At 62.9% G+C, this 23,913-nt stretch carries 23 protein-coding genes and 2 pseudogenes; 8 read left to right on the top strand and 17 right to left on the bottom strand.

Annotated elements, in window-relative coordinates; genetic code table 11:
• Nucleotides 1-70 precede the first annotated feature (70 nt).
• A complete protein-coding gene (locus RPF88_RS13360; protein WP_013532535.1) occupies nt 71-820 on the top strand; it encodes a helix-turn-helix transcriptional regulator in 750 nt (249 codons plus the stop codon).
• 109 nt (nt 821-929) lie between these two features.
• Here the strand turns inward: RPF88_RS13360 and RPF88_RS13355 are convergent, their stop codons facing one another.
• Both RPF88_RS13355 and aguA read right to left on the bottom strand, forming a co-directional pair.
• Entirely contained in the window at nt 930-2,024 is a 1,095-nt protein-coding gene (locus RPF88_RS13355) for a polyamine ABC transporter substrate-binding protein (RefSeq protein ID WP_337122553.1), read from the bottom strand.
• Nucleotides 2,025-2,065: 41 nt separating this feature from the next.
• Nucleotides 2,066-3,172: an agmatine deiminase gene (aguA, locus tag RPF88_RS13350; protein WP_337122552.1), complete on the bottom strand. Its 1,107-nt coding sequence runs from the start codon at nt 3,170-3,172 to the stop codon at nt 2,066-2,068.
• Between the two features lie 202 nt (nt 3,173-3,374).
• Between aguA and RPF88_RS13345 the strand changes: the two genes are divergently transcribed.
• Entirely contained in the window at nt 3,375-3,881 is a 507-nt protein-coding gene (locus tag RPF88_RS13345; protein WP_027162698.1) for an OsmC family protein, read from the top strand.
• 3 nt (nt 3,882-3,884) lie between these two features.
• Here RPF88_RS13345 and RPF88_RS13340 read toward each other — a convergent pair whose 3' ends face one another.
• The 14 genes and pseudogenes from RPF88_RS13340 to rpsF all read right to left on the bottom strand — a co-directional run bounded on the left by RPF88_RS13340 (nt 3,885) and on the right by rpsF (nt 15,991).
• Nucleotides 3,885-4,106 carry a hypothetical protein gene (locus RPF88_RS13340; protein ID WP_013532531.1) on the bottom strand — a complete coding sequence of 74 codons (222 nt, stop codon included), beginning with the start codon at nt 4,104-4,106 and terminating at the stop codon, nt 3,885-3,887.
• 168 nt (nt 4,107-4,274) lie between these two features.
• Nucleotides 4,275-4,904 carry a hypothetical protein gene (locus tag RPF88_RS13335; RefSeq protein WP_337122551.1) on the bottom strand — a complete coding sequence of 210 codons (630 nt, stop codon included), beginning with the start codon at nt 4,902-4,904 and terminating at the stop codon, nt 4,275-4,277.
• 133 nt (nt 4,905-5,037) lie between these two features.
• The gene (locus tag RPF88_RS13330; RefSeq protein WP_127369620.1) at nt 5,038-5,778 is read right to left on the bottom strand and encodes an SDR family NAD(P)-dependent oxidoreductase; all 741 of its coding nucleotides are present in this window, start codon (nt 5,776-5,778) and stop codon (nt 5,038-5,040) included.
• 43 nt (nt 5,779-5,821) lie between these two features.
• Nucleotides 5,822-7,291, bottom strand: coding sequence for an amidophosphoribosyltransferase (gene purF / locus RPF88_RS13325; RefSeq protein ID WP_013532528.1), 1,470 nt, complete (start codon nt 7,289-7,291; stop codon nt 5,822-5,824).
• Between the two features lie 105 nt (nt 7,292-7,396).
• Nucleotides 7,397-8,065 carry a CvpA family protein gene (locus RPF88_RS13320; protein WP_013532527.1) on the bottom strand — a complete coding sequence of 223 codons (669 nt, stop codon included), beginning with the start codon at nt 8,063-8,065 and terminating at the stop codon, nt 7,397-7,399.
• Nucleotides 8,066-8,128: 63 nt separating this feature from the next.
• On the bottom strand, nt 8,129-9,532 hold the full coding sequence (radA, locus tag RPF88_RS13315; protein WP_013532526.1) for a DNA repair protein RadA: 1,404 nt from the start codon (nt 9,530-9,532) through the stop codon (nt 8,129-8,131).
• On the bottom strand, nt 9,532-9,678 hold the full coding sequence (locus RPF88_RS13310; protein ID WP_224621689.1) for a hypothetical protein: 147 nt from the start codon (nt 9,676-9,678) through the stop codon (nt 9,532-9,534). Before RPF88_RS13310 ends, radA begins: the two co-directional genes overlap by 1 nt.
• Before the next feature lie 76 nt (nt 9,679-9,754).
• Nucleotides 9,755-11,245 carry a replicative DNA helicase gene (locus RPF88_RS13305; protein WP_013532525.1) on the bottom strand — a complete coding sequence of 497 codons (1,491 nt, stop codon included), beginning with the start codon at nt 11,243-11,245 and terminating at the stop codon, nt 9,755-9,757.
• 220 nt (nt 11,246-11,465) lie between these two features.
• Complete coding sequence (locus RPF88_RS13300; protein ID WP_337122550.1) at nt 11,466-12,443, bottom strand: small ribosomal subunit Rsm22 family protein; 978 nt, start codon at nt 12,441-12,443, stop codon at nt 11,466-11,468.
• A 1-nt stretch (nt 12,444) separates the two neighbouring features.
• A pseudogene (locus tag RPF88_RS13295) lies at nt 12,445-12,767 on the bottom strand (YnfA family protein).
• A 67-nt stretch (nt 12,768-12,834) separates the two neighbouring features.
• The gene (locus tag RPF88_RS13290) at nt 12,835-14,139 is read right to left on the bottom strand and encodes a cyclopropane-fatty-acyl-phospholipid synthase family protein (RefSeq protein WP_337122549.1); all 1,305 of its coding nucleotides are present in this window, start codon (nt 14,137-14,139) and stop codon (nt 12,835-12,837) included.
• Nucleotides 14,140-14,439: 300 nt separating this feature from the next.
• Nucleotides 14,440-15,024, bottom strand: coding sequence for a 50S ribosomal protein L9 (gene rplI / locus RPF88_RS13285; protein ID WP_013532521.1), 585 nt, complete (start codon nt 15,022-15,024; stop codon nt 14,440-14,442).
• Nucleotides 15,025-15,242: 218 nt separating this feature from the next.
• Entirely contained in the window at nt 15,243-15,491 is a 249-nt protein-coding gene (rpsR, locus tag RPF88_RS13280) for a 30S ribosomal protein S18 (RefSeq protein ID WP_006203718.1), read from the bottom strand.
• Nucleotides 15,491-15,991 carry a 30S ribosomal protein S6 gene (gene rpsF, locus RPF88_RS13275; protein ID WP_013532520.1) on the bottom strand — a complete coding sequence of 167 codons (501 nt, stop codon included), beginning with the start codon at nt 15,989-15,991 and terminating at the stop codon, nt 15,491-15,493. Before rpsF ends, rpsR begins: the two co-directional genes overlap by 1 nt.
• A 451-nt stretch (nt 15,992-16,442) precedes the next feature.
• On the opposite strand from rpsF, the gene RPF88_RS13270 reads away from it, so the two are divergent.
• Nucleotides 16,443-17,585 (top strand): TadE/TadG family type IV pilus assembly protein, encoded by a 1,143-nt coding sequence (locus RPF88_RS13270; RefSeq protein WP_337122548.1) that lies wholly within the window; start codon nt 16,443-16,445, stop codon nt 17,583-17,585.
• Nucleotides 17,573-18,106: a hypothetical protein gene (locus RPF88_RS13265; RefSeq protein WP_337122547.1), complete on the top strand. Its 534-nt coding sequence runs from the start codon at nt 17,573-17,575 to the stop codon at nt 18,104-18,106. Before RPF88_RS13270 ends, RPF88_RS13265 begins: the two co-directional genes overlap by 13 nt.
• Before the next feature lie 47 nt (nt 18,107-18,153).
• Here the strand turns inward: RPF88_RS13265 and RPF88_RS13260 are convergent, their stop codons facing one another.
• Nucleotides 18,154-20,109 (bottom strand): LTA synthase family protein, encoded by a 1,956-nt coding sequence (locus RPF88_RS13260; RefSeq protein ID WP_442921278.1) that lies wholly within the window; start codon nt 20,107-20,109, stop codon nt 18,154-18,156.
• A gap of 253 nt (nt 20,110-20,362) precedes the next feature.
• Here RPF88_RS13260 and fabD point away from each other — a divergent pair, with 253 nt between their 5' ends.
• The 4 genes and pseudogenes from fabD (at nt 20,363) to fabF (ending at nt 23,846) form a co-directional block, all read left to right on the top strand.
• On the top strand, nt 20,363-21,304 hold the full coding sequence (gene fabD / locus RPF88_RS13255; protein WP_224621685.1) for an ACP S-malonyltransferase: 942 nt from the start codon (nt 20,363-20,365) through the stop codon (nt 21,302-21,304).
• A 60-nt stretch (nt 21,305-21,364) separates the two neighbouring features.
• Nucleotides 21,365-22,102, top strand: a complete 738-nt coding sequence (fabG, locus tag RPF88_RS13250; RefSeq protein WP_337122545.1) for a 3-oxoacyl-[acyl-carrier-protein] reductase — start codon at nt 21,365-21,367, stop codon at nt 22,100-22,102.
• 211 nt (nt 22,103-22,313) lie between these two features.
• Nucleotides 22,314-22,550 (top strand): acyl carrier protein, encoded by a 237-nt coding sequence (locus RPF88_RS13245; protein ID WP_006203723.1) that lies wholly within the window; start codon nt 22,314-22,316, stop codon nt 22,548-22,550.
• Between the two features lie 34 nt (nt 22,551-22,584).
• Nucleotides 22,585-23,846 (top strand): annotated as a pseudogene (gene fabF, locus RPF88_RS13240) (beta-ketoacyl-ACP synthase II).
• The last annotated feature ends 67 nt before the right edge of the window (nt 23,847-23,913 follow it).

Raw genomic sequence — 23,913 nt, 5'->3', positions numbered from 1 at the left:
AACAGATGGAGCATGATGCCGTCCGAAAACCGCTTCACACTTTTCGGCATCATGCCTAGTATGAATTGGAATGCAGTCGAACCTTTCCCTCGATCAGTTTGGGCGCTGGAGCGGCGGTGTCGCCGCTGCGGCCGTTGCCGTGACACCCGAAGAATTGTCGGCTCGCTTCACGGCAGCGGCGAGCGAGTTGCTTGGCTCCGACCGCGCCTATGTCGGCTTTTACCGTCGCGACATCACATCCCTGACCATCGACGATGCCGGTCCCGATCGCTGGAACCGCGACTACGATGCACGACTGTATCGCCAGGATCCCTTCTTCCAGAGGTTCGCCAGCACAAGGCAGGATTTCCTGTTGCCGCTGTCGGCACTCCGCAATGGCGACTTCCAGCGGACTCCCTACTATCGCGAATTCTTCGGCCCTTCCGACAGTTTCGACGAGATCACCGGCGTGTTCAATCTCGACCGGCTGACCGCTGGCTATGTCACTTTTCTCAGGCGAAACGGGGCAGAACCGTTTGGCGAGCAGGATCTGGCGACGGCTTGCGCGGCAAGCAGCGCGACAAGGCTCATTTTGGAAAGATTGCTCCATCTGTGCCGCTTCCGGCACAAGGGCGCCGCAATCGGTGACGCTCGCTCGCGGCTGAGCAGGCGCGAGACCGAGATTGCGCGACATCTGGTCGATGGTGGCAACGCCAAGACGATTTCGCGATGCCTCGCCATCTCGCCCGGGACCGTCCGCAACCACATCAAGCAGATCTATCGCAAGCTCGGCGTGCACTCCCAGGTCGAGTTGCTGGCGGCCATCCGCGAAGCCGCTTGAGCCTGACGGCTTCCGCCCGGCTCTGTCTTTTTGCTTTGACGCAATTCCCAAGGGAAAGCGCTACGCGCTTTTCCCGGGAAAACCGCTGCGCACTTTTTCCGGAATTGCTCTATTGTCCCGTCACGATGCGCGTCCACATGCGGTTTTGGGATCGCAGCAGCTTTGGGTCGTTGTTGTCCACCACGAACAGCTTGGCCTTCACGGCATCAGGCGGAAAGACGCCGGGATCGCTGGCTATGGCCTTGTCCATCAGCGGCAGGGACTCCGGTATCGCATTGGCGTAGGAGACATAGCTGGAATTGGCCGCGGCGATATCGGGCCGCAGATTGAAGTTGATCCAGGCCTGGGCGTTGTCGGGATGCGGCGCATCTTTCGGTACCGCCATCGTATCGAAGTTGATGAGCGTGCCTTCTCTGGGGATAGAATAGGCGATCTCCAGCTTCTTTACGGATTCCGCCGCACGGGTCCTTGCCTGGAGTATGTCGCCCGACCAGCCCAACACCACACAGATGTCACCGTTGGCGAGGTCGTTGATGTATTTCGACGAATGGAAATAGCGGATGTAGGGCCGCACCTTGACCAGCAGGTCCTCGACCTTGGCGAGGTCGTCGGGACTGGTCGATTTGGGGTGGATGTGAAGGTAGTTCATCGCCATCGGGATGACTTCAGCCGGCGCATCGATGATAGCTACACCGCAATCGGACAGCTTCTTGACCACATCGACGTCGAAGACCATGGCGAAGGAATCTGTCGGCCCGTCCGGCAGCCGCTGCTTCACCGCAGCGACGTTGTAGCCAATGCCGTCGGTGACCGCCATATAGGGCACTGCATGCAGGTTCTGCGGGTCGGCGCCGGCGATCAGCGCGAGGGCTTGCGGATCGATCTTCGAGTGGTTGGCAAGCTTCGATTTGTCGAGTTCCAGGAAAGCCCCTGCTTTCACCTGGTTCTTGAGGAACGGATAGGCTGAAGGGTAGACCACGTCATATCCCGAGCCGCCGGTGAGCAGCTTGGTCTCAAGCACCTCGTTGCCGTCATAGACGTCGTAACGAACCTTGATTCCCGTTTCCTTCTCGAATTTCTCGGCCGTGTCCGGCGCGATGTAGTCGGACCAGTTGTAGACGTTGACGATCTTTTCCTCGTCCGCCGAAGCCGCATTTGCGCAGACGCCGCAGGCAAGCAGGGTTGAGAAGATCAGAGCGCGCATGAATGTCCTCCGTTTTCGCTATGTGTTCTCGGCATGCTCCCTCAACGTCGTTGCGGGGCATAGACCGGCAAGGTGATGCAGGCGACATTGCCGCCGCCCAGCAGGATCTCTCGCGAGTTTTCGATCCCGACTATTCGGTGGTCGGGAAACAGATCGGCCAGCGTCCGCTTGGCCTTCACATCGAGATCGCAGCCGAACTGCGGTACCACCACAACGCTGTTGCCCGGATAGTAGTTGATGTAGCTCGCCGCGATCCGGTTTCCGGCCGGTCGCGCCCAGGTCGAATCCAGCCGGTCCACGCCGTCGCTTTCTTCCGGCGTCATCTCGATCGGCAAGGGGTGGGGCAGCCGGTGAACTTCCAGCGCGCGGCCCTTCGCATCACGAGCCGAACGCAACACCGCCTCGGCTTCGCGCACGATCTCATATTGTGGGTCGTCCCGATTGTCGGTCCAGCTCAGCACGACCACGCCGGGGCGCACGAAGCAGCAGACGTCGTCGACATGGCCGTCGGTCTCGTCGAAGGCAAAGCCGCGTGGCAGCCAGATGATGGTGTCGACACCGAGATAGTCGCCAAGCTGGCGCTCCACCTCGGCCTTGCCGAGATGAGCGTTGCGATTTCGGTTGAGCAGGCATTGCTCCGTCGTGATGAGCGTGCCCTGACCGTCGCACTGCAACCCGCCACCCTCGGCGATCAGAGGTGCGCGGTAGCGATCCATGTTCTCGATTTCGAGCACTTTTTGCGCCGCAAGGTCATCCAGGTCCCATGGCGAATAGAGGCCGCCGTCAAAACCGCCATAGGCGTTGAAGATCCAATCGACGCCACGCACGTCGCCTTGATCGTTGACGACGAAGTTGGGACCGCTGTCGCGCAGCCAGGAATCGTTGGTGGACATTTCCACGACGCGCACATGACCGGGCAATCGCGCTCGGGCATTCTGCCACTGGCGAGCAGAAGCCGCCACCGTCACCGGCTCGCTTTGCGCGATCGCCGCGGCGACATCGGCGAACAGTTTTTGCGCGGGCTTGGCGCCGAGGCGCCAGGTGTCCGGCCGCTCCGGCCAGATCATCCAGCAGCCTGACTTGGGTTCGAATTCGCCGGGCGCGCGAAACCCATCCTGTTTCGGCCTTGTCGAGAGGGTTCGAGGCATCGGGGACCGCCGGGAAATGGAGTGATGACTTGCCCGGATCAGACGTTTTTGGGACCTTGTCCGTCAATGTCCCATTTGGGATATCGGTGTAGGCGGCTGGCACCTGTTGCGGAATGGCATTGCCTTCCCAAGGTGATCGGCGCAAATCTTGACCGGACGGCGCATGCCGGTGACGCAAGCAGTCGACGAAAGGGGAAAGCGGATGGATGCGACCGAACTGAAGGCCATGCAGGCGCCGCTGAAGCAGGCGTATCGTGACGACGCTTCGCAGGCCATGATCACGCTTCGCGCCAAGGGCTCGATCGACGACCAGTCGGTTGCCTGCAAGGTGGAGACGGGCAGGGCGCTCGCCATCGCCGGCCTGCATCCGGCAACAGGCGGCTCAGGCCTTGAGCTCTGCTCGGGCGACATGCTGCTGGAGGCGTTGGTCGCCTGCGCTGGGGTGACGCTGAAGGCGGTGGCGACGGCGCTCGAGTTCAAACTCGGCGCCGCCACGGTGGAGGCTGAAGGCGATCTCGATTTTCGCGGCACGCTCGGTGTCGCCAAGGATGCGCCGGTCGGCTTTCGCGCCATCCGGCTCAATTTCAACCTCGACACCGATGAGCCGCAGGAGCGGATAGACTCGCTGCTGAAGCTGACCGAGCGTTATTGCGTGGTATTCCAGACCATCAGCCAGAAGCCGGAACTGACGGTCAGCGCACGCCGCTGACGCCTACTGTGCTGACGGTTCTTCGGCGTCACCCTCGTCGGTGAAGGGCGAGGCGCTCGGCACGCATTGCACCGACCAGCCGGCCGGTGTCGGCTGCTTCTGATATTCGGTGATGGCGGCGGTGCATTGTTCGCGCTTGTCGAAGGTGCTGGGCAGCACGACCATGCCGCCTTGCGGACCGGCGATTACCAGATACCAGACCAACGCTGCTGCGGTCGTAGCCATGGGGATTTCCTTGTTCTGCCAGTTGGGCGCTTGTTGTGGGAGTCGCGGTGACCCTACCAACTCCAAGGAAATGACGAAAGCATGACCGCGGCACAGCCTCCCGCCGCCAAATCACAGCCGCGTGATGTGACGGCGGGTTTCCCAGCCCGATTTCGAAGCGCAATCGGCTCAGTTGGTGGCAAAACAATAGAACAAGCCATCGCCCCCGGTGCCCTTCAGCGCCTCTTGGCTGCAGCCGCCGCGCGAGGCGTGCGAGGAATTCCAGGATTTGGCGGCTGCCGAATCGTCGAGGCCGGTACGGTCGTGATGGCCCATCATCGCGGCGCCTTCCGCCCCGCTCATCGTCCAGTCGCCGCAGGTCTGGTCGGCGATCTTGGTGCCGTCAGACTTGGAGCCGGTCAGCACGTCGTGGCGGTTCGGCGTGTCACCGCGGCCGTTGACCACTTCGCCTTTCTCGCTGAGCGCCGTCTGCTTGGTGATGCCGTTGGCATCGCTGTGCAACGAGGCGACGTCGTCAGCGATCTTGACGCCCTTGGCGTTCACCCACGGCCCCTTGCCGATACGGTCGCGGGCGTCAGTGTCGCTGGTTGACAGATAGGCGGCCCAACTCTTGCCGGTGACGCCGGCGGCTTCCGCCAGCGATGCGCAATGCGCGTCAGCACCCTTGAGGCCGCCGAGGTCGGCACCCTTGCCGGAACCGACACTGGTGACGAAGAAGCTCATCTTGGCATCTTGCGAGTAAGCGGCGCCCGCGGCTGCGATCAGGATGGCCGCGGTGGCGAGAAGCAGTTTGCGCATGGTGGTTCCTCCGGTTTGGGCTTCGACTACGTCGAAGAAACGTTTCCGGAGGCCTGTTTAATCCCTACGCATGTCGCTTAAAAGTGCGCAGCGGTTTTTGGGAAACCGACATGCGTCAAAAAAAGGCTCAAGTTTATTCCGGCTGCCTATAGGCGACGAAGCGATTGTGCTTGGCCTGGAAGATCAATCCGGTCTCTTTCAGCCCCGGGCTGGCCAGCGGCACGATGCGTTTGGCGATCTCGGAGGGATGCGGCAACGTCTCGGGATCTTCGCCCGGCACTGCCTGGGCCCGCATGGCGGTGCGGGTGGCGCCGGGGTCAGCGGCGTTCACCCTGAGCGGCAGGCTCTGCGTCTCATGCGCCCAGGAGCGCATCATCGTCTCCACCGCGGCCTTGGATGCCGCGTAGGGTGCCCAGAAGGCGCGCGCCGAGTGCGCGGCGTTGGAAGACAGGATGATCGCGCGGCCAGCATCGGAGAGCCGCAGCAGAGGGTCGACCGAGCGGATCAGCCGCCAGGTCGAGGTGACGTTGATGGTCATCACCTTCTCGAAGGTTTTTGCTTCGACATGACCGATCGGCGAGATGACGCCGAGCACGCCGGCATTGGCGACGAGAATGTCGAGCTTGCCCCAGCGTTCGTGGATGGCGCCGCCCAGGCGGTCGATGCCGGCCATGTCGGCGAGGTCGAGCGGCACCAGTGTCGCCTGGCCGCCGGCCGCCTTGATCTGGTCGTCGAGCTCTTCCAGCCCGCCGACAGTACGAGCCACCGCAATGACATGCGCGCCGGCGGCAGCCAATTCCTTGGCAATGAAATAGCCGATGCCGCGCGAGGCGCCGGTGACGACCGCAACGCGGCCGGAAAGGTCGAGGGTCATGCGATGGATTCCGGGAATTGACTAACGCTGATGGCGGTCCGGCCTACGTCCCGCTTGTCGCCAGCAGCGACAGCGTGCGCACATTGTCGTGGCCTTCGAAGTCGAGCAGGCGGGTCGGGTACTGGCCGGTGAAGCAGGCATCGCAGAATTGCGGCTGGTCGTTGTCGCGACTGGCCTCGCCGACCGCGCGGTAGAGCCCGTCAATGGTGAGGAAGCCGAGCGAATCGACGCGGATGAACTCGGCCATCTCCTCGATCGACATGCGCGATGCCAGGAGCTTCGATTTCTCCGGCGTGTCGACACCGTAGAAGCAGGAGGCGCGTGTCGGCGGTGAGGCGATGCGCATATGCACCTCCTTGGCGCCGGCGTCGCGCACCATCTGCACGATCTTCTGGCTGGTGGTGCCGCGCACGATGCTGTCGTCGACCAGAACCACGCGCTTGCCTTCGATCATGCGGCGGTTGGCATTGTGCTTCAGCTTGACGCCCATATGGCGGATCGAATCGCCCGGCTGGATGAAGGTGCGGCCGACATAATGATTGCGGATGATACCGAGCTCGAAGGGAATGCCGGCCGCCTGGCTGAAGCCGATCGCCGCCGGCGTGCCCGAATCCGGCACCGGCACGACGATGTCGGCCTCGACCGGGCTTTCGACCGCCAGCTCGGCGCCGATACGCTTGCGCACCTCATAGACGTTGCGGCCTTCGACCGAGGAATCCGGCCGCGCGAAATAGACATATTCGAAGATGCAGAAGCGGGTCTTCTGCGGCTCGAAGGGGAACAGGCTCTCGATGCCCTTGGACGTGACGACGACCATCTCGCCGGGCTTCAGGTCGCGCACGAAACGCGCGCCGATGATGTCGAGCGCGCAGGTTTCGGAGGCCAGGATCCAGGCGCCGTCGAGATCGCCCAGCACCAGCGGCCGGATGCCGAGCGGATCGCGGCAGCCGATCATCTTCTTGGCCGTCATCGCCACCAGGGAGAAAGCGCCCTCGACCTGCCGCACCGCATCGATGAAACGCGAGTTCAAATCACGCTCCTTGCTGGTGGCGACGAGGTGCAAAAGCGTCTCGGTATCGGAGGTGGAGGAGAAGATCGCGCCTTGCTTCTGCAGCGCGCGCTGCACGGTCATGGCGTTGGTCAGATTGCCGTTGTGGGCGACGGCGAAACCGCCATCGGCCAATTCGGCGAAAAAGGGCTGGATGTTGCGCATGCCGGCGCCGCCCGTGGTGGCGTAGCGCGTATGGCCAATGGCGCGGTTGCCTTGCAGGCTGTCGATGACGCGCTGCTTGGTGAAGGTGTCGCCGATCAGGCCGACATGGCGTTCGACATGGAACTGGCTGCCGTCATAGGAAACGATGCCGGCCGCTTCTTGGCCGCGATGCTGCAGCGCATGCAGGCCCAATGTAACGATGGCCGCAGCGTCCTGCCGGCCGAAAATGCCGAACACACCGCATTCGTCGTGGAAATGGTCGTCGGCCTCGGCGGAAAGCACGTCGTCTGCGTCTGCCATCTTAAGCTCCGCTAAAATCGCCATATAATGCGGGTTCGCGCCGAAAGCAACGCGGGCCGTGCAGTCGTTCACACCATCGTCAGATACTGACGCCGTTTTTCGGCGTCAGTTTGCCGGTGCCGCCGGTGCCGGAGCGGCCGGGGCGTTGTTCGCCGGTGGTGTTGCGTCATTGTCGTCAGGCGCCGGCGTGTTGGTATCGTCGCCGCCCGCCGGAGCATCCGCCGCCGGTGCGTCCGGAGCAGCTGGCGTCTCGGCGGCCGGCTGATTCGGATTGAGCTTCTTGAGGATCGCGTTTTCCGGATCCTCGGGCAGCAGGCTTTCGAGCTTGGCGCCGATTTGTTCGAGCAGCGGCCGCGATTTGGCTTCCGTGACCCAGGCTGGCGCCTTGGCGCCGGCCAGCCAGTTGAAGAACAGCAGGGCGACGGCAACGACCAGGATGCCGCGCGCGGCGCCGTAAAGGAAACCGAGCGTACGATCGAGCGCGCCGATCCGGGAATCGATGATCCAGTCGGCGAGCTTCATGGTGATGACCGAGACGACGATCAGCGCGATGATGAAAACCACGCCGGCGGCGGCCGCCATGGCGACCTTTTCATTCTCGATGTAGGGAGCGAGGTAAGGCACGACCGGCTTGTAGAAGAAGAACGCCGCCGCTGCCGCCGCTGCCCAGGAGACGACGGACAGGACTTCGCGCGAGAAGCCGCGAACCATGGCGAGCATCGCCGAAACCAGAGTGAAGCCGACGAGAATTCCGTCAAGCAGCGTAATCGGCATGTCTTTCGCCCCACTCCATGAGCCGCATTATAGCGCCGAACATCGGGCTCTGGGTCCGATGCTCTAGTCTTCTTCGTCCACGCGGCTTCGGCGTGAGCCGGCTATGCGTGCCACGAGGTCGGCAAGCTCGGTCGGCTGGAAAGAACCGGCCCCGATCCCCCCGGCCAGTTCCCCGCTGCCCGAGGGCAGAACCGCGCTTCCAAAACCCAGCTTTTCGGCTTCCTTGAGGCGCTGTTGCGCATGCGCAACCGGCCTCACGGCGCCCGAAAGGCTGATTTCGCCGAAATAGACGCAATCGGCGGGAAGGGCAAGACCGGTGAGCGAGGAAACCAGGGCGGCCGCCACTGCGAGATCTGCCGCGGGCTCCGAAATCCGGTAGCCGCCGGCGACATTGAGATAGACATCATGGCTGCCGAATCGCACCCCACAATGGGCTTCGAGAACCGCCAGGATCATCGACAGCCGGGCGCCGTCCCAGCCGACGACGGCGCGGCGCGGCGTGCCGAGCGAGGAGGGTGCGACCAGTGCCTGGATCTCGACCAGCACCGGCCTTGTCCCCTCCATGCCGGCGAAAACCGCCGCCCCCGGCGATTTGGCATGGCGTTCGCCAAGAAAAAGCTCGGACGGATTGGCGACCTCGCGCAGGCCCTTGTCCGACATTTCGAAGACGCCGATCTCGTCGGTCGGTCCAAAACGGTTCTTCACCGTACGCAGGATGCGGTAGTGGTGGCCGCCTTCGCCTTCGAAGTAGAGCACGGCGTCAACCATGTGCTCGACGACGCGCGGCCCGGCGATCTGGCCTTCCTTGGTGACATGGCCGACCAGTACGATCGCCGCACCCGTGGATTTCGCATAGCGGATCATCGCCTGGGCGGCAGCGCGCACCTGGGTGACGGTTCCGGGTGCCGAATCGGCAAGGTCGGTCCACAGCGTCTGGATCGAATCCAGGATGACGAGATCAGGCCGCTTGCCGTCGGCGATCGTCGCCAGGATGTCCTCGACATTGGTCTCGGCGGCAAGTTCCACCGGAGAGGAGGCGACGCCAAGCCGCTGCGCCCGCAGCCTGATCTGCGCGACCGCCTCTTCGCCCGAGACATAGACGATGCGGTGGCCTTTTGATGCCAGCGCCGCGGCCGCCTGGGTGAGCAGCGTCGACTTGCCGATGCCGGGGTCGCCGCCGACCAGCAGCGCCGAGCCGCGCACGAACCCGCCGCCGGTGGCGCGATCGAGTTCGCCAATGCCCGAGATGATGCGTGGCGCGTCCTCGATATCGCCGGACAGCGTGGTCAGCACCACGGCGCGTCCCTTGCGGGCGTTGCGCGTGTTGGCTGGTCCTGAGCCGATGCCGCCGGACGTGCCTTCCTCGACCAGCGTGTTCCACTCGCCGCAGGCATCGCATTTGCCAGCCCAGCGCTGATGCACCGATCCGCAACTTTGGCAGATGAATTGGACGCGCGACTTGGCCATCAGATGGAAGCCACGCCGTGACAGGCTGGCGGGGCAGCGCCCCCCTCTGGCCTGCCGGCCATCTCCCCCTCCAGGGGGGAGATTTGCAGCTTCAGCGCTTGCGCCTTCTTTTCAACGCCAAAAATTGGCGAAAGCGTCGATGCCATCCGATCTCCCCCCTTGAGGGGGAGATGTCCGGCAGGACAGAGGGGGGCGCCAAGGAATGGGACCTGTCTCAATAGGTCACTCGAACCTTTCCGGCAGATGATGCTCCTCGGCGAGGTCGGAGAAGCGGGTGAACTCGCCCTGGAAGGCAAGGCTGACGGTGCCGGTCGGTCCATGGCGCTGCTTGGCTATGATCACTTCGGCCTTGCCCTGGACCTCGATCATCTTCGTCTCCCAGGCGAGATGCTCGGGCGTGCCTTTCTCCGGCTCCTTGTTCTTGATGTAATATTCCTCGCGGTACACGAACAGCACGACGTCGGCGTCCTGCTCGATCGAGCCCGATTCGCGCAGGTCGGACAGCTGCGGATGTTTGTCGTCGCGGCTTTCGACCTGACGCGAGAGCTGTGAGAGCGCGATGATCGGCACGCCCAACTCCTTGCCGAGCGCCTTCAGTCCGGTGGTGATCTCGGTGATTTCCTGGACGCGGTTCTGCGACGCCTTGGCAGATGAACCCTGCATCAGCTGGATATAGTCGATGACCATCAGGTCCAGCCCGCGCTGGCGCTTGAGGCGGCGGGCGCGCGCCGCGAGCTGGGCGATCGAGATACCACCCGTCTGGTCGATGTAGAGCGGGCGCTTGTGGTTCTCCTGCGTGTAGGCGACAAGCTTGCCGAAATCGGCTTCCGTCAAATCGCCGCGCCGGATTTTCGACGATGGAATCTCGGTCTGCTCGGAGATGATGCGGGTGGCCAGCTGCTCCGACGACATTTCAAGCGAGAAGAAGCCGACGACGCCGCCATTGGCCGCCTTGACGGAGCCGTCGGCCTGTTGGGCAGGCTCATAGGCGGCAGCGATGTTGTAGGCGATGTTGGTGGCCAGCGACGTCTTGCCCATGCCTGGGCGGCCGGCGATGATGATCAAATCCGAAGGCTGCAGGCCACCCATGCGATGGTCGAGATCGCGCAGGCCGGTGGCAATGCCGGACAGGTGGCCATCGCGCATATAGGCCGCGCTGGCCATGTCGACGGCATTCTTCAACGCATCGGAAAAGCTTTCGAAACCGCCATCGTAGCGGCCGTTTTCGGCCAGCTCGAACAGCCGCCGCTCGGCATCCTCGATCTGTTCGCCGGGTGCCATGTCGACCGGCGCGTCATAGGCGATGTTGACCATGTCTTCGCCGACGGTGATCAGCGCGCGGCGCGTCGCAAGGTCATAGATGGCGCGGCCATAGTCGGTGGCGTTGACGACGGTCACAGCCTCGACCGCCAGCCGCACGACATATTGCGCCATCGTCATGTCGCCAACCTTCTCGTCGGCTGGCAGGAAGGTTTTCAGCGTGATCGGCGTCGCCACCTTGCCCATACGGATGAACTCGGACGCCACCTCATAGATCTTGCGGTGCAGCGGCTCGTAGAAATGGCTGGCCTTGAGGAAGTCAGAGACGCGGTAGAAGGCGTCGTTGTTGACGAGGATGGCGCCGAGCAACGCCTGCTCGGCCTCGATGTTGTTTGGCGCTTCACGATAAAGCGGTGTTTCCGCGACGCCGAATTTTCGCGCTGCCTCTGCCATGATATCCCCGATTTCAATCCCGGCCTTTCGATATCAGAACGTGATGAGTCGGTGCTGACCTTTCTGCATCACTACCCAACCAAAGAACCTTGATGCCCGTTGTTCACAGGAACAACCAATCGTCCACAGGAGAGTATTCGCGTGCCCCGATTCCGGTTGACTCGACAGGGCGTGGATCTCTATCTGACTCGTCGGAACAAAGCAAGAACACTGGCACTGTTCATTTTGCGATGTTGTCCAGCCTGTCGCCCCAGTCCAATCGCCGGGCCAACTTGAAGTCGGCGCCGTCGCGCTTGGTGAACAAGCGCTCGGTGGCGGTGCCGTCGTCCTGGCAAAGCTTGAGCAGAACCTTGCCGGAGCCGGATTTCGGTGGCGCAAGAACTCGTGCCTGGTGTGATGTGGGGCCGTCGCGAGAAGCCGCGACGTAGATGAATTTCTCGTCTTCCCACGGCACGTCGGCATCCTTGGCCAGCCGATGCAGGCGCGAGCGGGCGACGCGGCGGGAAAAATGGCACCAGTCGGGCTGGACCAGCGGGCAGGGCGCCTGATGCGCGCAAGGCGCAAGCACATGCGCGCCCGCCTCGATCAGCTGCCGGCGCACGGCAAGGATGCGCTGCCAGCCGGCGGGGGTGCCCGGCTCGACGATCAGGAGCGTGTCGCCAGTGAGTTGCCAGAGCCGGTCAATGAGTTTCGGCAGCGATGCCGGCGCGATTTCATCGAGCACATAAGCGCACGTGACCAGATCGGCCGGCTCGATGTCAGCAAGGTCGATGGTGGCATCACCGGCCAGCCATCTGATCTGGGCGGCAATAGTGTTGCCGGCAAGCGTCTCGCCGATCTTACGCACGGCGGCACTGGCTTCGAACAACACCGCCTGTTCGAGATCGGGCCACAGATCGGTCGCGGCCCAAAGCACCGTGCCAGGGCCGGCGCCGACATCGAGCAAGGTCCTGGGCTGAAAGGCAGGCTTGGCGTCGCTCAGCGCGTCGAGGCTGGAACGGATCGCGGCATAGGTCGCCGGCAGCCGCGTCGCCAGATAGGCCTTCACCGCCAGATCCTCGGCCATGTGCAGACGGCCGTCGCGCAACTCGGCGCGGTAGCGGTCGGACAGCGTCTTTGCCGCTTGCTTGAGTACCGCCAGCGGAACGTTTTCGAGCAGACGCTCGACACCTTGGCGAAGGGAGGCAGGCAACTCCATCTCAAGCGCCCCGCGGGACGAGAAGGATCACCGAAGCACCGGCAATGCAGAGCGCGGCACCGGCAAGATCCCAGCGGTCGGGGCGAACGCCTTCAACCAGCCACAGCCAGCCAAGCGACGCCACGATGTAGATGCCGCCATAGGCGGCGTAGGCGCGACCGGCGGCTGACGTGTCGACCAGCGCCAGCAGGAAGCCAACAGGGCAAGCGAGGCGAGGCCGGGAAGCAGCCAAAGCGGCGACTTCTCCAGCCGCCACCAGGCCCAGAATGAAAAGCAGCCGGCGATCTCGGCCAGAGCGGCGGCGGCATAGAGGACAAAGGTCATGAAAAAGGTCCCGCGACGGTCACGGGACCTTTTTCAGTGCAGGCGCCGGCAATGGCAAGCGGCAATGCTATTCCTGGTCGGCAACCTTGCGGCGGCGAGCCGGCTTGGCGGCCGGGCTCTTTTTGACGGGAGCCGTTTCACGATGCCCCATATCGCGCATCTCGAGCGCTTTTTCGCATTTGGCCATGTAGTCGCGTGTCATCGGCAGCGTATCGTTCTTCTTGGCGATCTGGATCTGGAAGATCACCAGATCCTGCCAGCGGAAGGCGGCTTCCGAGGCCGCCAGATAGAATTCCCACATGCGGCAGAAGCGCTCGTCATAGATCGCCTTGGCCTTGTCGCGATTGGCGGCGAAGCGCTCGCCCCAGTGCTTCAGCGTGTCGGCATAGTGGAGCCGCAGGATCTCGACGTCGGTGACGACCAGGCCCGACTTCTCGATCGCAGGCATCACTTCCGACAGCGACGGGATGTAGCCGCCCGGGAAGATGTATTTGCGGATGAAGGCGCTGGTCGCCCACGGCACGCCGGAACGGCCGATCGTGTGCAACAGCATGACGCCATCCGGCTTGAGCAGCGTCGCGCTCTTGTCGAAGAACGTACGGTAGTGGTTGACGCCGACATGCTCGAACATGCCGACCGAGATGATGCGGTCGAAACGCTCGTTAAGTTCGCGGTAGTCCTTCAGCTCGAAATGCACGCGGCTTTCCAGCCCTTGCGCATGCGCCCGGTCGGTGGCGACGCCATGCTGCTCGGTCGACAGCGTGACGCCTTGCACGTCGACGTCGAACGCCTTGGCGAGATAGAGGCCAAGCCCGCCCCAGCCGGAGCCGATGTCGAGCACCGTCTGGCCGGCCTTCAGCCGGAGCTTGGCGGCGATGTGGCGTTTCTTGGCGGCCTGCGCCTCGTCGAGCGTCATGTCCGGCTGCTCGAAATAGGCGCAGGAATATTGCATGTCCTCGTCGAGGAAGAGCCGGTAGAGATCGCCCGACAGATCGTAGTGGCGCTGCACGTTGCGCCGCGAGCGCGAGGCGGTGTTGATCTGCTGCAGCCGGCGGAAGGCGTGGCGCAGGCCTTCGATGGCCTTCGACCAGGTGGCGTCGATGCCGCCGCTGCCCATGTTCTGGAAGGCGATGCGCATCACGCCCAGCACGCCGCCCTCGAGAATGTCGAGTTCGCCGTCCATGTAGGCTTCAGGCACCGCCAGCATCGGATCGAAGGTGATGGCGCGCTCGGCATGCGCGGTTTTGATGTGCATGTGCACCGGTTCGCCGCTGCCGTCGCCGAAAACCACCGCCGTGCCCTTGGGGCCGGTTACCCTAAGATTGCCGGTGCGCACCAAGCGGTCGAGAACGCGCTTCAACAGAATATTCATGACCAAATGTCCCCTCTCGGCCAGACAGGCTGCCTTGGCGCGTGACCGCGAAAATCGGGATCGATTTCGCCGGAGATCTTGCGCCGAACCAAAGTTGCACAGCGTGCTTTGCGCGGCCAAAGGACGCGCGACGCCATAGTCTGCAACAATATATAGGGGTTCGAAAAGTTCCATTTGGCACAAAAATGCCCGGGCGCGAGGCCCGGGCATTGGTCCAGCATGGCTGGATGACGGCAAAGTGATCGGAGCTTGGCGTCAAGTCGTGATCAGCCCATGGCTCCAATCGCTTGCGACGTGTGATCAGGCGTTGTCTTCGTCGCCTTCGAACTCGGTGTTCGGATCGAAGAAGTTCTCCGGCCGGGCGTTGTCGTTGATGTCGTCGCCATAGATGGCTTCGGCGGTGGTCAGCGTCTCGCCCTTGGCCTGGCGCTCGGCTTCGTCGGCCGTGCGGGCGATGTTGAGCGTGACGGTGACCTCGACTTCCGGATGCAGCGCGATCGCCACATTGGTGACACCGATGGTCTTGATCGGCTGGTTGAGCAGGATCTGGTTGCGGTTGATCGAAAAACCTTCCGCCGTCAGCAGATCGGCGATGTCGCGGGTCGAAACGGAACCGTAAAGCTGACCGGTTTCGCCGGCGGAGCGAACGGCGATGAAGCTCTTGCCGTCGAGCTTTTCAGCGACCTGGGCCGCTTCCGACTTGCGCTCGAGGTTGCGGGCTTCAAGCTGGGCGCGCTGGCCTTCGAACTTCTTCTTGTTGGCTTCGTTGGCGCGCAGCGCCTTGCCCTGCGGCAGCAGGAAGTTACGGGCAAAGCCGTCCTTGACCTTGACGGTATCGCCCATCTGGCCGAGGCGGGAAACGCGTTCGAGAAGAATGACGTCCATGGATTTGTTCCTTTGGTTGGACGCCAATCGATCGATGAGATCGGCGCCGAATGTCTTGGGAACAGGTCAGGAAGCTTGAGCGCCTTTGGCGCTGGTGTCGCTGTCCTGCCTGTGCGGCAGTTAGAGGTTTTGACCTCAACCCGGGATTTGATGTTCAACCCTGCGGCGCCCGTCGCCGTGGGAGAAGAGCGGGCGGCGAACCGCCCGCATTTGAGATATTAGCGAACCACGTAGGGCAGCAGGCCGAGGAAGCGGGCGCGCTTGATCGCCTTGGCGAGTTCGCGCTGCTTCTTCTGGCTGACGGCGGTGATGCGCGACGGCACGATCTTGCCACGCTCGGAAATGTAGCGCTGCAGCAGACGCACGTCCTTGTAGTCGATCTTGGGCGCGTTGGCGCCGGAGAACGGGCAGGTCTTGCGGCGGCGATGGAACGGGCGCCGGGTCGGGATCTGATTGATGTCGACCATTATTCTGCACCCCCTTCAAAGCCTTCGCGCGGACGGCGCGGACCACGATCGGCACCGGCGTCGCCGAACGAGCGCGGCGGACGATCGCCACGGTCGCCGCGATCACGATCGCCGAACGAACGCGGACCACGATCGCCACGGTCACGGTCGCCGAAGCCGCCGCGTTCCGAGCGCTCTTCGCGCTTCTGCATCATGGCCGACGGGCCTTCCTCATGCGCCTCGACCTTGATGGTCAGGAAACGCAGCACGTCTTCGGACAGGCCCATCTGGCGCTCCATCTCGTTGAGCGCGGCCGCCGGGCAATTCAGGTCCATCAGCGTGTAGTAAGCCTTCCGGTTCTTGTTGACCCGGTAGGTGAGGGACTTCAGTCCCCAGTTCTCGACCCGGCCGACGGACCCGCCATTTGCGGAGATGACACCCTTGTACTGTTCGACAAGCGCATCGACCTGCTGCTGCGAGAGGTCCTGCCGGGCAAGAAACACATGTTCGTAAAGAGCCATTATGTCTTATGCCTTTCTTCGTTTCTCTCCCGGTTCCCGGCGGCAAAAGCCTCTGCAACTTCTCTGACCCGCAAACCCTCGAGGGGCAGGGGGAAGAAAGGAGCATGACGAGACGGTCGAGAGCGGAGACACGGGAGGCGGAAGCACTTCCGGCTTCACACGAAGGTTCTGAAAAACCTCCGGCCCTCCGTTCAGCCCCCAGCAAGGACCGGCAGATTGCGGGCGTCTATACAGCAATCCGGCCGCAAAGCAAGGGCAAGCGGCATTCCCGTGTGTCGCAGGCGACGATCGGGAGCAGCAACGGCCGGAGTCGTGGTTTCCGGCAACCACGTCTTAACCACACCAGCAGGTTGTGTGGAGTTGAAGCCTGGCCGTCAACGGTCGATTCATCATGGAAGGCGCAAAAGCCCGGACAACCGCGCAAAAGCGGCAAGCATTTCCGGGGGTAAGGATGCTTCTCAACAAATTCTGGCGCTCGAAGAGCGGCAATTTCACGCTTGTGCTGGGACTGGGTTTGCCGGTCATCCTGACGGCAGTCGCTTTCGCAACCGATGTCTCGACCCTTATGCGGGCCAAGAGCAATTTGCAGAACGCTCTCGATTCGGCAAACCTTGCTTCTTCGCACCTTGGCGATCTCGACATCACCCGCAATGACGCTTTCAACCGCTATTTCCAGGCCAACATCGTCGGTCATGGCGAGCTCGACAATGCGCAGGCGACGTTGACTGTCGACAAGGGCGTCAACTTCGTCAAGACCAAGGCGGTTGCCTCGGCGGACGTCCATCTCAACTTCGCCTTCCTGTTCGGCGACAGCAAGCACATCGTGGTCGATGCCTCGGCGGTCGAATCGAACAACCAGCTCGAAGTCGTGCTGGTGCTGGACAACACCGGCTCGATGGCCGGCGCGCGGATGACGGCGCTGAGGACGGCGACAAAATCGTTGCTCGACACGCTCGAAGCGGCGAAATCGCCAACGCGCAAGATCCGCGCCTCGCTGGTTCCTTTCGTGACGGCCGTCAACGTCAATGGCGACGGCTTCGACCCGTCCTGGATCGACATGGACGGCAAGTCCTCAACCAACGGCGTCAATTTTCCCGTCATCGACGGCAAGCGGCCGAACCACATGGCGCTTTTCAAACAGCTCAAGAAGACCGGATGGGCCGATGCCGGATGGAATGGCACCGGATGGAAAGGTTGCGTCGAGGCGCGGCCAGGCGCTTACAATATCTCCGACACGCCACCCGACCCGGCCAAGCCCGACACGCTGTTCGTGCCCTACTTTGCGCCGGATGATCCCGAAGACGCCCAGAAGCCGTCTGGCTCCTATGGCAATTCGGATAAATACTACAACAACTCCTATCTCAACGATGTCAGCGACAAAACCAGGCTTGCCCAGTCGGGCATCAACATTCTGGGCATCGATCTCAGCAACCTGCTCGGCAATCTCATCGAACTTCTGTCGCCCGATGACAGGGATGCCAGGGAAAAGATCGCCAAATATGTTGCGCCCGCCGAGGAACTCATCACCGAGATCGAGGCTCTCCCATCACTGTCGGCCCGAACCGTGCGTGTCCGACCCCGGTGGTCCCCCTGACCGACGACTTCGACAAGCTGCGCAAGGCGGCCAGTCAGATGACCGAGTGGAATGGCTCGGGTACCAATGTCTCCGAGGGCCTGTCATGGGGTATGCGTGTGCTGTCGCCCGCCGCGCCCTACACCGACGGAGCGCCGTGGAAGACGCCTGGCATCAGCAAGATCGTGCTGTTGCTCACCGACGGCGAGAACGTCGTCTATGGCGCCAGCGAACAAGAATCGACAAAGTCGGATTACACATCCTATGGCTATCTGGCTGGCGGCCGCTTCGGATCGGACAACCAGACGACCGCTGCGCGCAATGTCGACGGCTGGACCAAAAACGTTTGCACGCAATTGAAGAACGAGGGCGTGCAAATCTACACCATGGTGCTGCAATCCGACACCGCAGCCAACCGTGCTCTTTACAGCGCCTGCGCCTCGGATCCGAGCAACTATTATGCCGTCAACGATCCGACCAAACTGCCGAACGTTTTCCTTCAGATCGCCAACAACTTCACGAAGCTGCAATTGACGAACTGAACACGCGACCCGAGACGGACCAGCTGGCTCCGAGGGAATCGCTGGCCTCAACTCGTATGGGCGGCGACAATCTTGTCGACCGTTTCGGGGAAGAAGTCGGGCGCCGCGTGGCGTTTGCCGAACATCATGTCGTACTGCAGCAGGCGGAAATCGCGGATCGCCGGATCGATCTCCTTCTGCCGCGCCCAATCGGGCGTGGCCTCGCCAGCCGGCGTCAGCAGCAAATTGCGGTCGACGACACGGTAGTGTTCGCTCATCTCGCCCAGGAAGCCGGTGTAGTAGGGATGGCTGATGCCGGCCGTCTTCAGGATATGATAGGGCAGGAAGGCCGGGCTGACGGCGCCCATGTGCTCAGCCGGCCCGGTGCGGTTCGACCAGATGACCAGCGGCGTCTCATGATGCTCGAGGGCAGCCTCGGGCGACGCTTCCTTGCGCGGCGCGACATTGTCCTTCAGGAAGCCGGTTTCGACATAGACCGGCCCGAGCGGCGGCAGATGGTCGCCGAAGAAGGCGATCACGGTTGGGCGGGAGCGTGTCTTTGCCCATTCGACGAGGCGTTCGAGACCGCGATCGGCATCGGCTGAGCCTTCGGCGTAGCTGAGCAGCGATTCGCGCGCCCACTGGCTGATCGGCGCCTGCACCCTGTGCGTGGGACTGTAATAGCGGTTCGGTTCGTAGGGACCGTGGTTTTGCAGGCTGACCGCAAAGAAGAACACCGGCTCTTCGCTGGCGTCGGCCTCGCTGATGATCTCGTCGGTCATCGCGGCATCCGATGCCAGTGGCCCGCGCTTTTGCATTGGCGGCAGCGTCTCTTCCGACTTGAAATCGTTGAAGCCGAAATCGGCGTAGACCGCGCCACGGTTCCAGAACCAGTTGGTGCCCGGATGGATGGCGCGCGCCCGATAACCCTGGCTCTTGAGGAAGGTTGCCAGCGACGGCGTCGGCGTGCGCACATATTGCTGGTAGGGGATGCTGCCGGCCGGCAGGAACGCGTTGGAGAAGCCGGTCAGCGCCTCGAACTCGATATTGGCGGTCATGCCGCCGAACTCCGGCGAGAACATCGAGCCGGAGCGCAGCGCCCGCACATTGGGGATCGGATCGGGCGTGATGGTGACGCCGGGCAGCTTGGTCGGGTCCCAGAAGGACTCGCTCATGACGATGATGATGTCAGGCTTCTCGGCCGGCACCGAGGCGGTCACATCGGACCTGGCGATCGCCGCGATCGCCTTGTCGGAATAGCCCGGCGGCGCAGAGACATGCGCCATCGGCACATTGAGCGCAAAGGCCAGCGCAAAACCGTTGGAGGCATAGTTTTCCTTCTGGTCCCACATGATCGGGATGATCTGCAACCGGTCCCTGGTCCAGGAGAACGTGGCATAGTCCATGATCGAAACGAAGAAGGCGAGCAGCGGCACTGCCAGCGTCAGCCGCGCAAGGCGTCCCTTGCGGCTGAGTGCGGGAACCTTGCGGCGCCACATCCGCCAGCCATAGACGAGCAGCGACAGGCCGGCGACGATGCCGACGACCATGGCGAGCGCGGTCATCGGCCGGTCGCGCACCAAAAGCGGCAACAGCGCAAAGATCTGGCGGGCATAGAGGAAATCGGTCGGATAGAGCGGATCGCCGAGATAATGCGACTTCTGGTGGCCGACGAAGGCAAGCGATAGCGTCAGCGGCGCGACGATCATCAGGCTCTGATGGCTGCGGCCCAGCACCGCATCGAGGCCGATCAGGATCAGCGCGAACACGACGATGGTGGTCCAGCCCGGCTTGAGCGGCTGCAGGAAGAAGGAGACCGTGCCGGCAAAGTCGCCGCGCACGATCAGTTCGATGGCAAACACCAGGACGGCGGCGATCGCCAGGCTGATCAGCCCATAGCGCACGACCGGCCATCTCCTGCCCGGCAGATAGCCGGTGGAGGGGTCGTCTTCCAGGAACTGTGGCGCGGCCTTGCCGGCGCGTTTGTAACTCTTTGCCACTTTAACTTCCCCACCCAGCGACAAGCACGTCACTCGATTGTCATGGAATTGTCACGCAAAGCTAGCGCCTGTGGCCAAAATAAGAAGAGCCAGCAAACGAATCGTGAGCGGTTTTCATCAGGAGTGATCGCCAAAAAGCCTTTCGGAACAGGCACTCGGCGGATGAAGCTGCCGTCGAGCAGGGTCGAACCGGGCTTGACTTGGCGGCCTGCCTTGCGTCACAGGCAAGAAAAACTCGTCTATCAGGCAAGCAAAACCAGCCCTTGGGAGCCCGCGCATGGCCGTTGCATTCACCTTTCCTGGACAAGGCAGCCAGGCAGTCGGCATGGGCAAGGATCTCGCCGAGGCTTTTCCCGAGGCGCGCAGAATTTTCCAGGAAGTCGACGACGCGCTCGGCGAAAACCTGTCGAAGCTGATCTGGGAAGGGCCGGAAGAGACGTTGATGCTGACCGCCAACGCGCAGCCGGCGCTGATGGCGGTGTCGCTGGCCGCGATCCGGGCGCTGGAATCGCGCGGCTTCTCGCTGAAAGGCAAGATCGCCTATGTCGCCGGTCATTCGCTGGGCGAATATTCGGCGTTGGCGGCTGCCGGCTTCGTTTCGGTTGCCGATGCCGCCAGATTGCTGCGCATCCGCGGCAATGCCATGCAGGCGGCGGTGCCGGCCGGCGAGGGCGCCATGGCGGCGATCATCGGATTGGAACAGGCCGATGTCGAAGCCGCTTGCGCGGAAGCCGCCAAAGGCTCCGTCTGCCAGATCGCCAACGACAATGGCGGCGGCCAACTGGTCATTTCCGGCGCCAGGGCCGCGGTCGAACTGGCGGCGAAACTGTGCACTGAGAAAGGCGCCAAGCGCGCACTGATGCTGCAGGTGTCCGCGCCCTTCCATTCGGCGCTGATGGCGCCGGCCGCGAACGTCATGCGCGACGCACTCGCCGGTGTGACAAAGAATGCGCCGGTCGTTCCCGTCCTCTCCAATGTCACGGTCAGCCCGACCAGCGATCCGGACGAGATCGCCCGCCGCCTGGTCGAGCAGATAACCGGCCGCGTACGTTGGCGCGAGACCGTGGAGTGGTTCGGCGCAAATGGCGTCACCACGCTTTACGAGATTGGCGCCGGCAAGGTGCTTTCGGGATTGGCGCGGCGCATCAACCGCGACATCGCCACTGCGTCGGTCGGCTCGGCGGCTGAGGTCGAGGCAACGCTAGCAGCGCTTGCATAAAGCCCCATTTGATCCCATTCCCTGCAAAAGGGGTGTTCTCTTCTCAATCAGGAGACAAAAATGTTCGAATTGACTGGCCGCAAGGCGCTCGTCACCGGCGCATCGGGAGGCATCGGCGAGGCGATCGCCCGGATGCTGCATGCGCAAGGCGCGATCGTCGGCCTGCATGGCACTCGCATCGAGAAATTGGACGCGCTGGCTAGCGAGCTTGGCGACCGGGTCAAGCTGTTCCCGGCCAATTTGTCCAACCGTGACGAGGTCAAGGCGCTCGGCCAGAAAGCCGAGGCCGATCTCGAAGGCGTCGACATCCTGGTCAACAACGCCGGCATCACCAAGGACGGGCTGTTCGTGCGCATGTCGGATGCCGATTGGGACAGCGTGATCGAGGTCAATCTGACCGCCGTTTTCCGGCTCACCCGCGAACTCACCCATCCGATGATGCGCCGCCGCCATGGCCGCATCATCAACATCACCTCGGTGGTCGGCGTGACCGGCAACCCCGGCCAGACCAATTACTGCGCCTCCAAGGCCGGCATGATCGGCTTCTCCAAGTCGCTGGCGCAGGAGATCGCCACCCGCAACATCACCGTTAACTGCGTTGCACCAGGCTTCATCGAATCGGCAATGACCGACAAGCTCAACGACAAGCAGAAAGAGGCGATCATGGCGGCGATCCCGACGCGGCGCATGGGCGCCAGCGTCGAAGTCGCGTCCGCCGTCGCTTATCTCGCCTCCAACGAAGCCGCCTACGTCACCGGCCAGACCATCCACGTAAATGGCGGCATGGCTATGATTTGAACGAGGTTCTGCAGCAACGCCGGCGGGTTGTGTAAAGAGACCATTTCGGCTTGGACCTCAGCTATTTTTCGTGTAATGCGGCCCGCAACCCGGCGGTTCGGGCAAAAATCGGTCCGTAGTCGTTGCGTTTCCGGCAGGACCATCTTTCAGCTTGATTAGCGGCATTCTGCCCGCTAACGAAGACAGACAAACAAAAGACGAGGATGCCCAAATGAGTGACACCGCAGAGCGCGTCAAGAAGATCGTCATCGAGCACCTTGGCGTCGATGCCGACAAAGTGACGGAGCAGGCGAGCTTCATCGATGATCTGGGCGCCGACAGCCTCGACACGGTCGAACTCGTCATGGCGTTCGAAGAAGAATTCGGCGTCGAGATCCCCGACGACGCGGCCGAGACCATCCTGACCGTCGGCGATGCCGTGAAGTACATCGACAAGGCTTCGGCCTGACGCTTTCTGCAGTCATCACCGGGGAGGACCTGCGATGAGGCGTGTCGTCGTCACGGGCCTTGGCTTGCTGTCGCCGTTCGGCATGGGCTTCGAGCACAGCTGGAAGGAGCTTCTGACCGGCCGCAGCGCTGCCAAGCGCATCACCGAGTTCGAGGTGGAGGACCTTGCTTGCAAGATCGCCCACGTCATTCCGCGTGGTGACGGCAGCAATGCCACCTTCAATCCCGAGGCCGTGCTCGAGCCGAAGGAATTGCGCAAGATCGGCGACTTCATCCTGTACGGGATTGCCGCCGCCGACGAGGCGCTGAAGGATTCCGGCTGGGAACCCAAGACGCATGAAGAGCAATGCGCCACCGGCGTCCTGATCGGCTCCGGCATCGGCGGCATCGAGGGCATCGCCGAGAACGCGATGATCCTCAAGGAACGCGGCCCGCGCCGCATCAGCCCCTTCTTCATCCCGGGCCAGATCATCAATCTCGTCTCCGGGCAGGTTTCGATCCGGCACGGGCTGAAAGGCCCGAACCATGCCGTCGTCACGGCCTGTTCGACCGGCGCGCACGCCATTGGCGATGCTGCCCGGCTGATCATGTGGGGCGATGCCGACGTGATGGTCGCCGGTGGCGCCGAAGCGCCGGTGACGCGGCTGTCGATCGCCGGGTTCGCCGCATGCCGGGCACTGTCGACGGAACGCAATGATTCGCCGCAAACGGCGTCGCGCCCCTATGATCGCGACCGCGACGGCTTCGTCATGGGCGAGGGCGCCGGCGTTGTCGTGCTCGAGGAGCTCGAACATGCCAAAGCGCGCGGCGCCAAGATCTATGCCGAGGTGACGGGTTATGGTCTCACCGGCGACGCGCATCACATCACGGCGCCCGCCGAGGATGGCGATGGTGCCTTCCGTTGCATGACGGCGGCACTCAACCGGGCCAAGCTTACGCCTGCCGACGTCGACTACATCAACGCGCACGGCACCTCGACCATGGCCGACACGATCGAGCTCGGCGCTGTCGAGCGGCTTGTCGGCAATGCCGCATCGAAGATTTCGATGTCGTCGACCAAGTCGTCGATCGGACATCTGCTTGGGGCGGCCGGTGCCGCCGAAGCGATCTTCTCGATCCTTGCCATCAGGACAATGTCGCGCCGCCGACCATCAACCTCGACAACCCCGAACGCGAAACCGCGATCGACCTGGTGCCGAACAAGCCGCGCGCCCGCCAGATCGACGTGGCGCTGTCCAATTCGTTCGGCTTTGGCGGGACCAATGCGTCGCTGGTCTTCCAGCGCTACAATGGCTGATCGTCCGGCTGCCGGGCGACGCTTTGGCGTGCCGCCAATTTTGCCATATTCGCCTCTACTCTGCCGC

The sequence above is a fragment of the Mesorhizobium sp. ISC11 genome (assembly GCF_037162595.1).
GTDB lineage: Bacteria > Pseudomonadota > Alphaproteobacteria > Rhizobiales > Rhizobiaceae > Mesorhizobium > Mesorhizobium ciceri.
Note: the sequence above shows the minus strand (reverse complement) of the source record. Positions and strands in the feature narration are given on the sequence as shown.

Bases quoted from the DNA above. Each gene is read 5' to 3' on its own strand.
- RPF88_RS13360 (WP_013532535.1), top strand. From the start codon at position 71: ATGCAGTCGAACCTTTCCCTCGATCAGTTTGGGCGCTGGAGCGGCGGT.
- RPF88_RS13355 (WP_337122553.1), bottom strand. From the start codon at position 2,024: ATGCGCGCTCTGATCTTCTCAACCCTGCTTGCCTGCGGCGTCTGCGCA.
- aguA (WP_337122552.1), bottom strand. From the start codon at position 3,172: ATGCCTCGAACCCTCTCGACAAGGCCGAAACAGGATGGGTTTCGCGCG.
- RPF88_RS13345 (WP_027162698.1), top strand. From the start codon at position 3,375: ATGGATGCGACCGAACTGAAGGCCATGCAGGCGCCGCTGAAGCAGGCG.
- RPF88_RS13340 (WP_013532531.1), bottom strand. From the start codon at position 4,106: ATGGCTACGACCGCAGCAGCGTTGGTCTGGTATCTGGTAATCGCCGGT.
- RPF88_RS13335 (WP_337122551.1), bottom strand. From the start codon at position 4,904: ATGCGCAAACTGCTTCTCGCCACCGCGGCCATCCTGATCGCAGCCGCG.
- RPF88_RS13330 (WP_127369620.1), bottom strand. From the start codon at position 5,778: ATGACCCTCGACCTTTCCGGCCGCGTTGCGGTCGTCACCGGCGCCTCG.
- purF (WP_013532528.1), bottom strand. From the start codon at position 7,291: ATGGCAGACGCAGACGACGTGCTTTCCGCCGAGGCCGACGACCATTTC.
- RPF88_RS13320 (WP_013532527.1), bottom strand. From the start codon at position 8,065: ATGCCGATTACGCTGCTTGACGGAATTCTCGTCGGCTTCACTCTGGTT.
- radA (WP_013532526.1), bottom strand. From the start codon at position 9,532: ATGGCCAAGTCGCGCGTCCAATTCATCTGCCAAAGTTGCGGATCGGTG.
- RPF88_RS13310 (WP_224621689.1), bottom strand. From the start codon at position 9,678: ATGGCATCGACGCTTTCGCCAATTTTTGGCGTTGAAAAGAAGGCGCAA.
- RPF88_RS13305 (WP_013532525.1), bottom strand. From the start codon at position 11,245: ATGGCAGAGGCAGCGCGAAAATTCGGCGTCGCGGAAACACCGCTTTAT.
- RPF88_RS13300 (WP_337122550.1), bottom strand. From the start codon at position 12,443: ATGGAGTTGCCTGCCTCCCTTCGCCAAGGTGTCGAGCGTCTGCTCGAA.
- RPF88_RS13290 (WP_337122549.1), bottom strand. From the start codon at position 14,139: ATGAATATTCTGTTGAAGCGCGTTCTCGACCGCTTGGTGCGCACCGGC.
- rplI (WP_013532521.1), bottom strand. From the start codon at position 15,024: ATGGACGTCATTCTTCTCGAACGCGTTTCCCGCCTCGGCCAGATGGGC.
- rpsR (WP_006203718.1), bottom strand. From the start codon at position 15,491: ATGGTCGACATCAATCAGATCCCGACCCGGCGCCCGTTCCATCGCCGC.
- rpsF (WP_013532520.1), bottom strand. From the start codon at position 15,991: ATGGCTCTTTACGAACATGTGTTTCTTGCCCGGCAGGACCTCTCGCAG.
- RPF88_RS13270 (WP_337122548.1), top strand. From the start codon at position 16,443: ATGCTTCTCAACAAATTCTGGCGCTCGAAGAGCGGCAATTTCACGCTT.
- fabD (WP_224621685.1), top strand. From the start codon at position 20,363: ATGGCCGTTGCATTCACCTTTCCTGGACAAGGCAGCCAGGCAGTCGGC.
- fabG (WP_337122545.1), top strand. From the start codon at position 21,365: ATGTTCGAATTGACTGGCCGCAAGGCGCTCGTCACCGGCGCATCGGGA.
- RPF88_RS13245 (WP_006203723.1), top strand. From the start codon at position 22,314: ATGAGTGACACCGCAGAGCGCGTCAAGAAGATCGTCATCGAGCACCTT.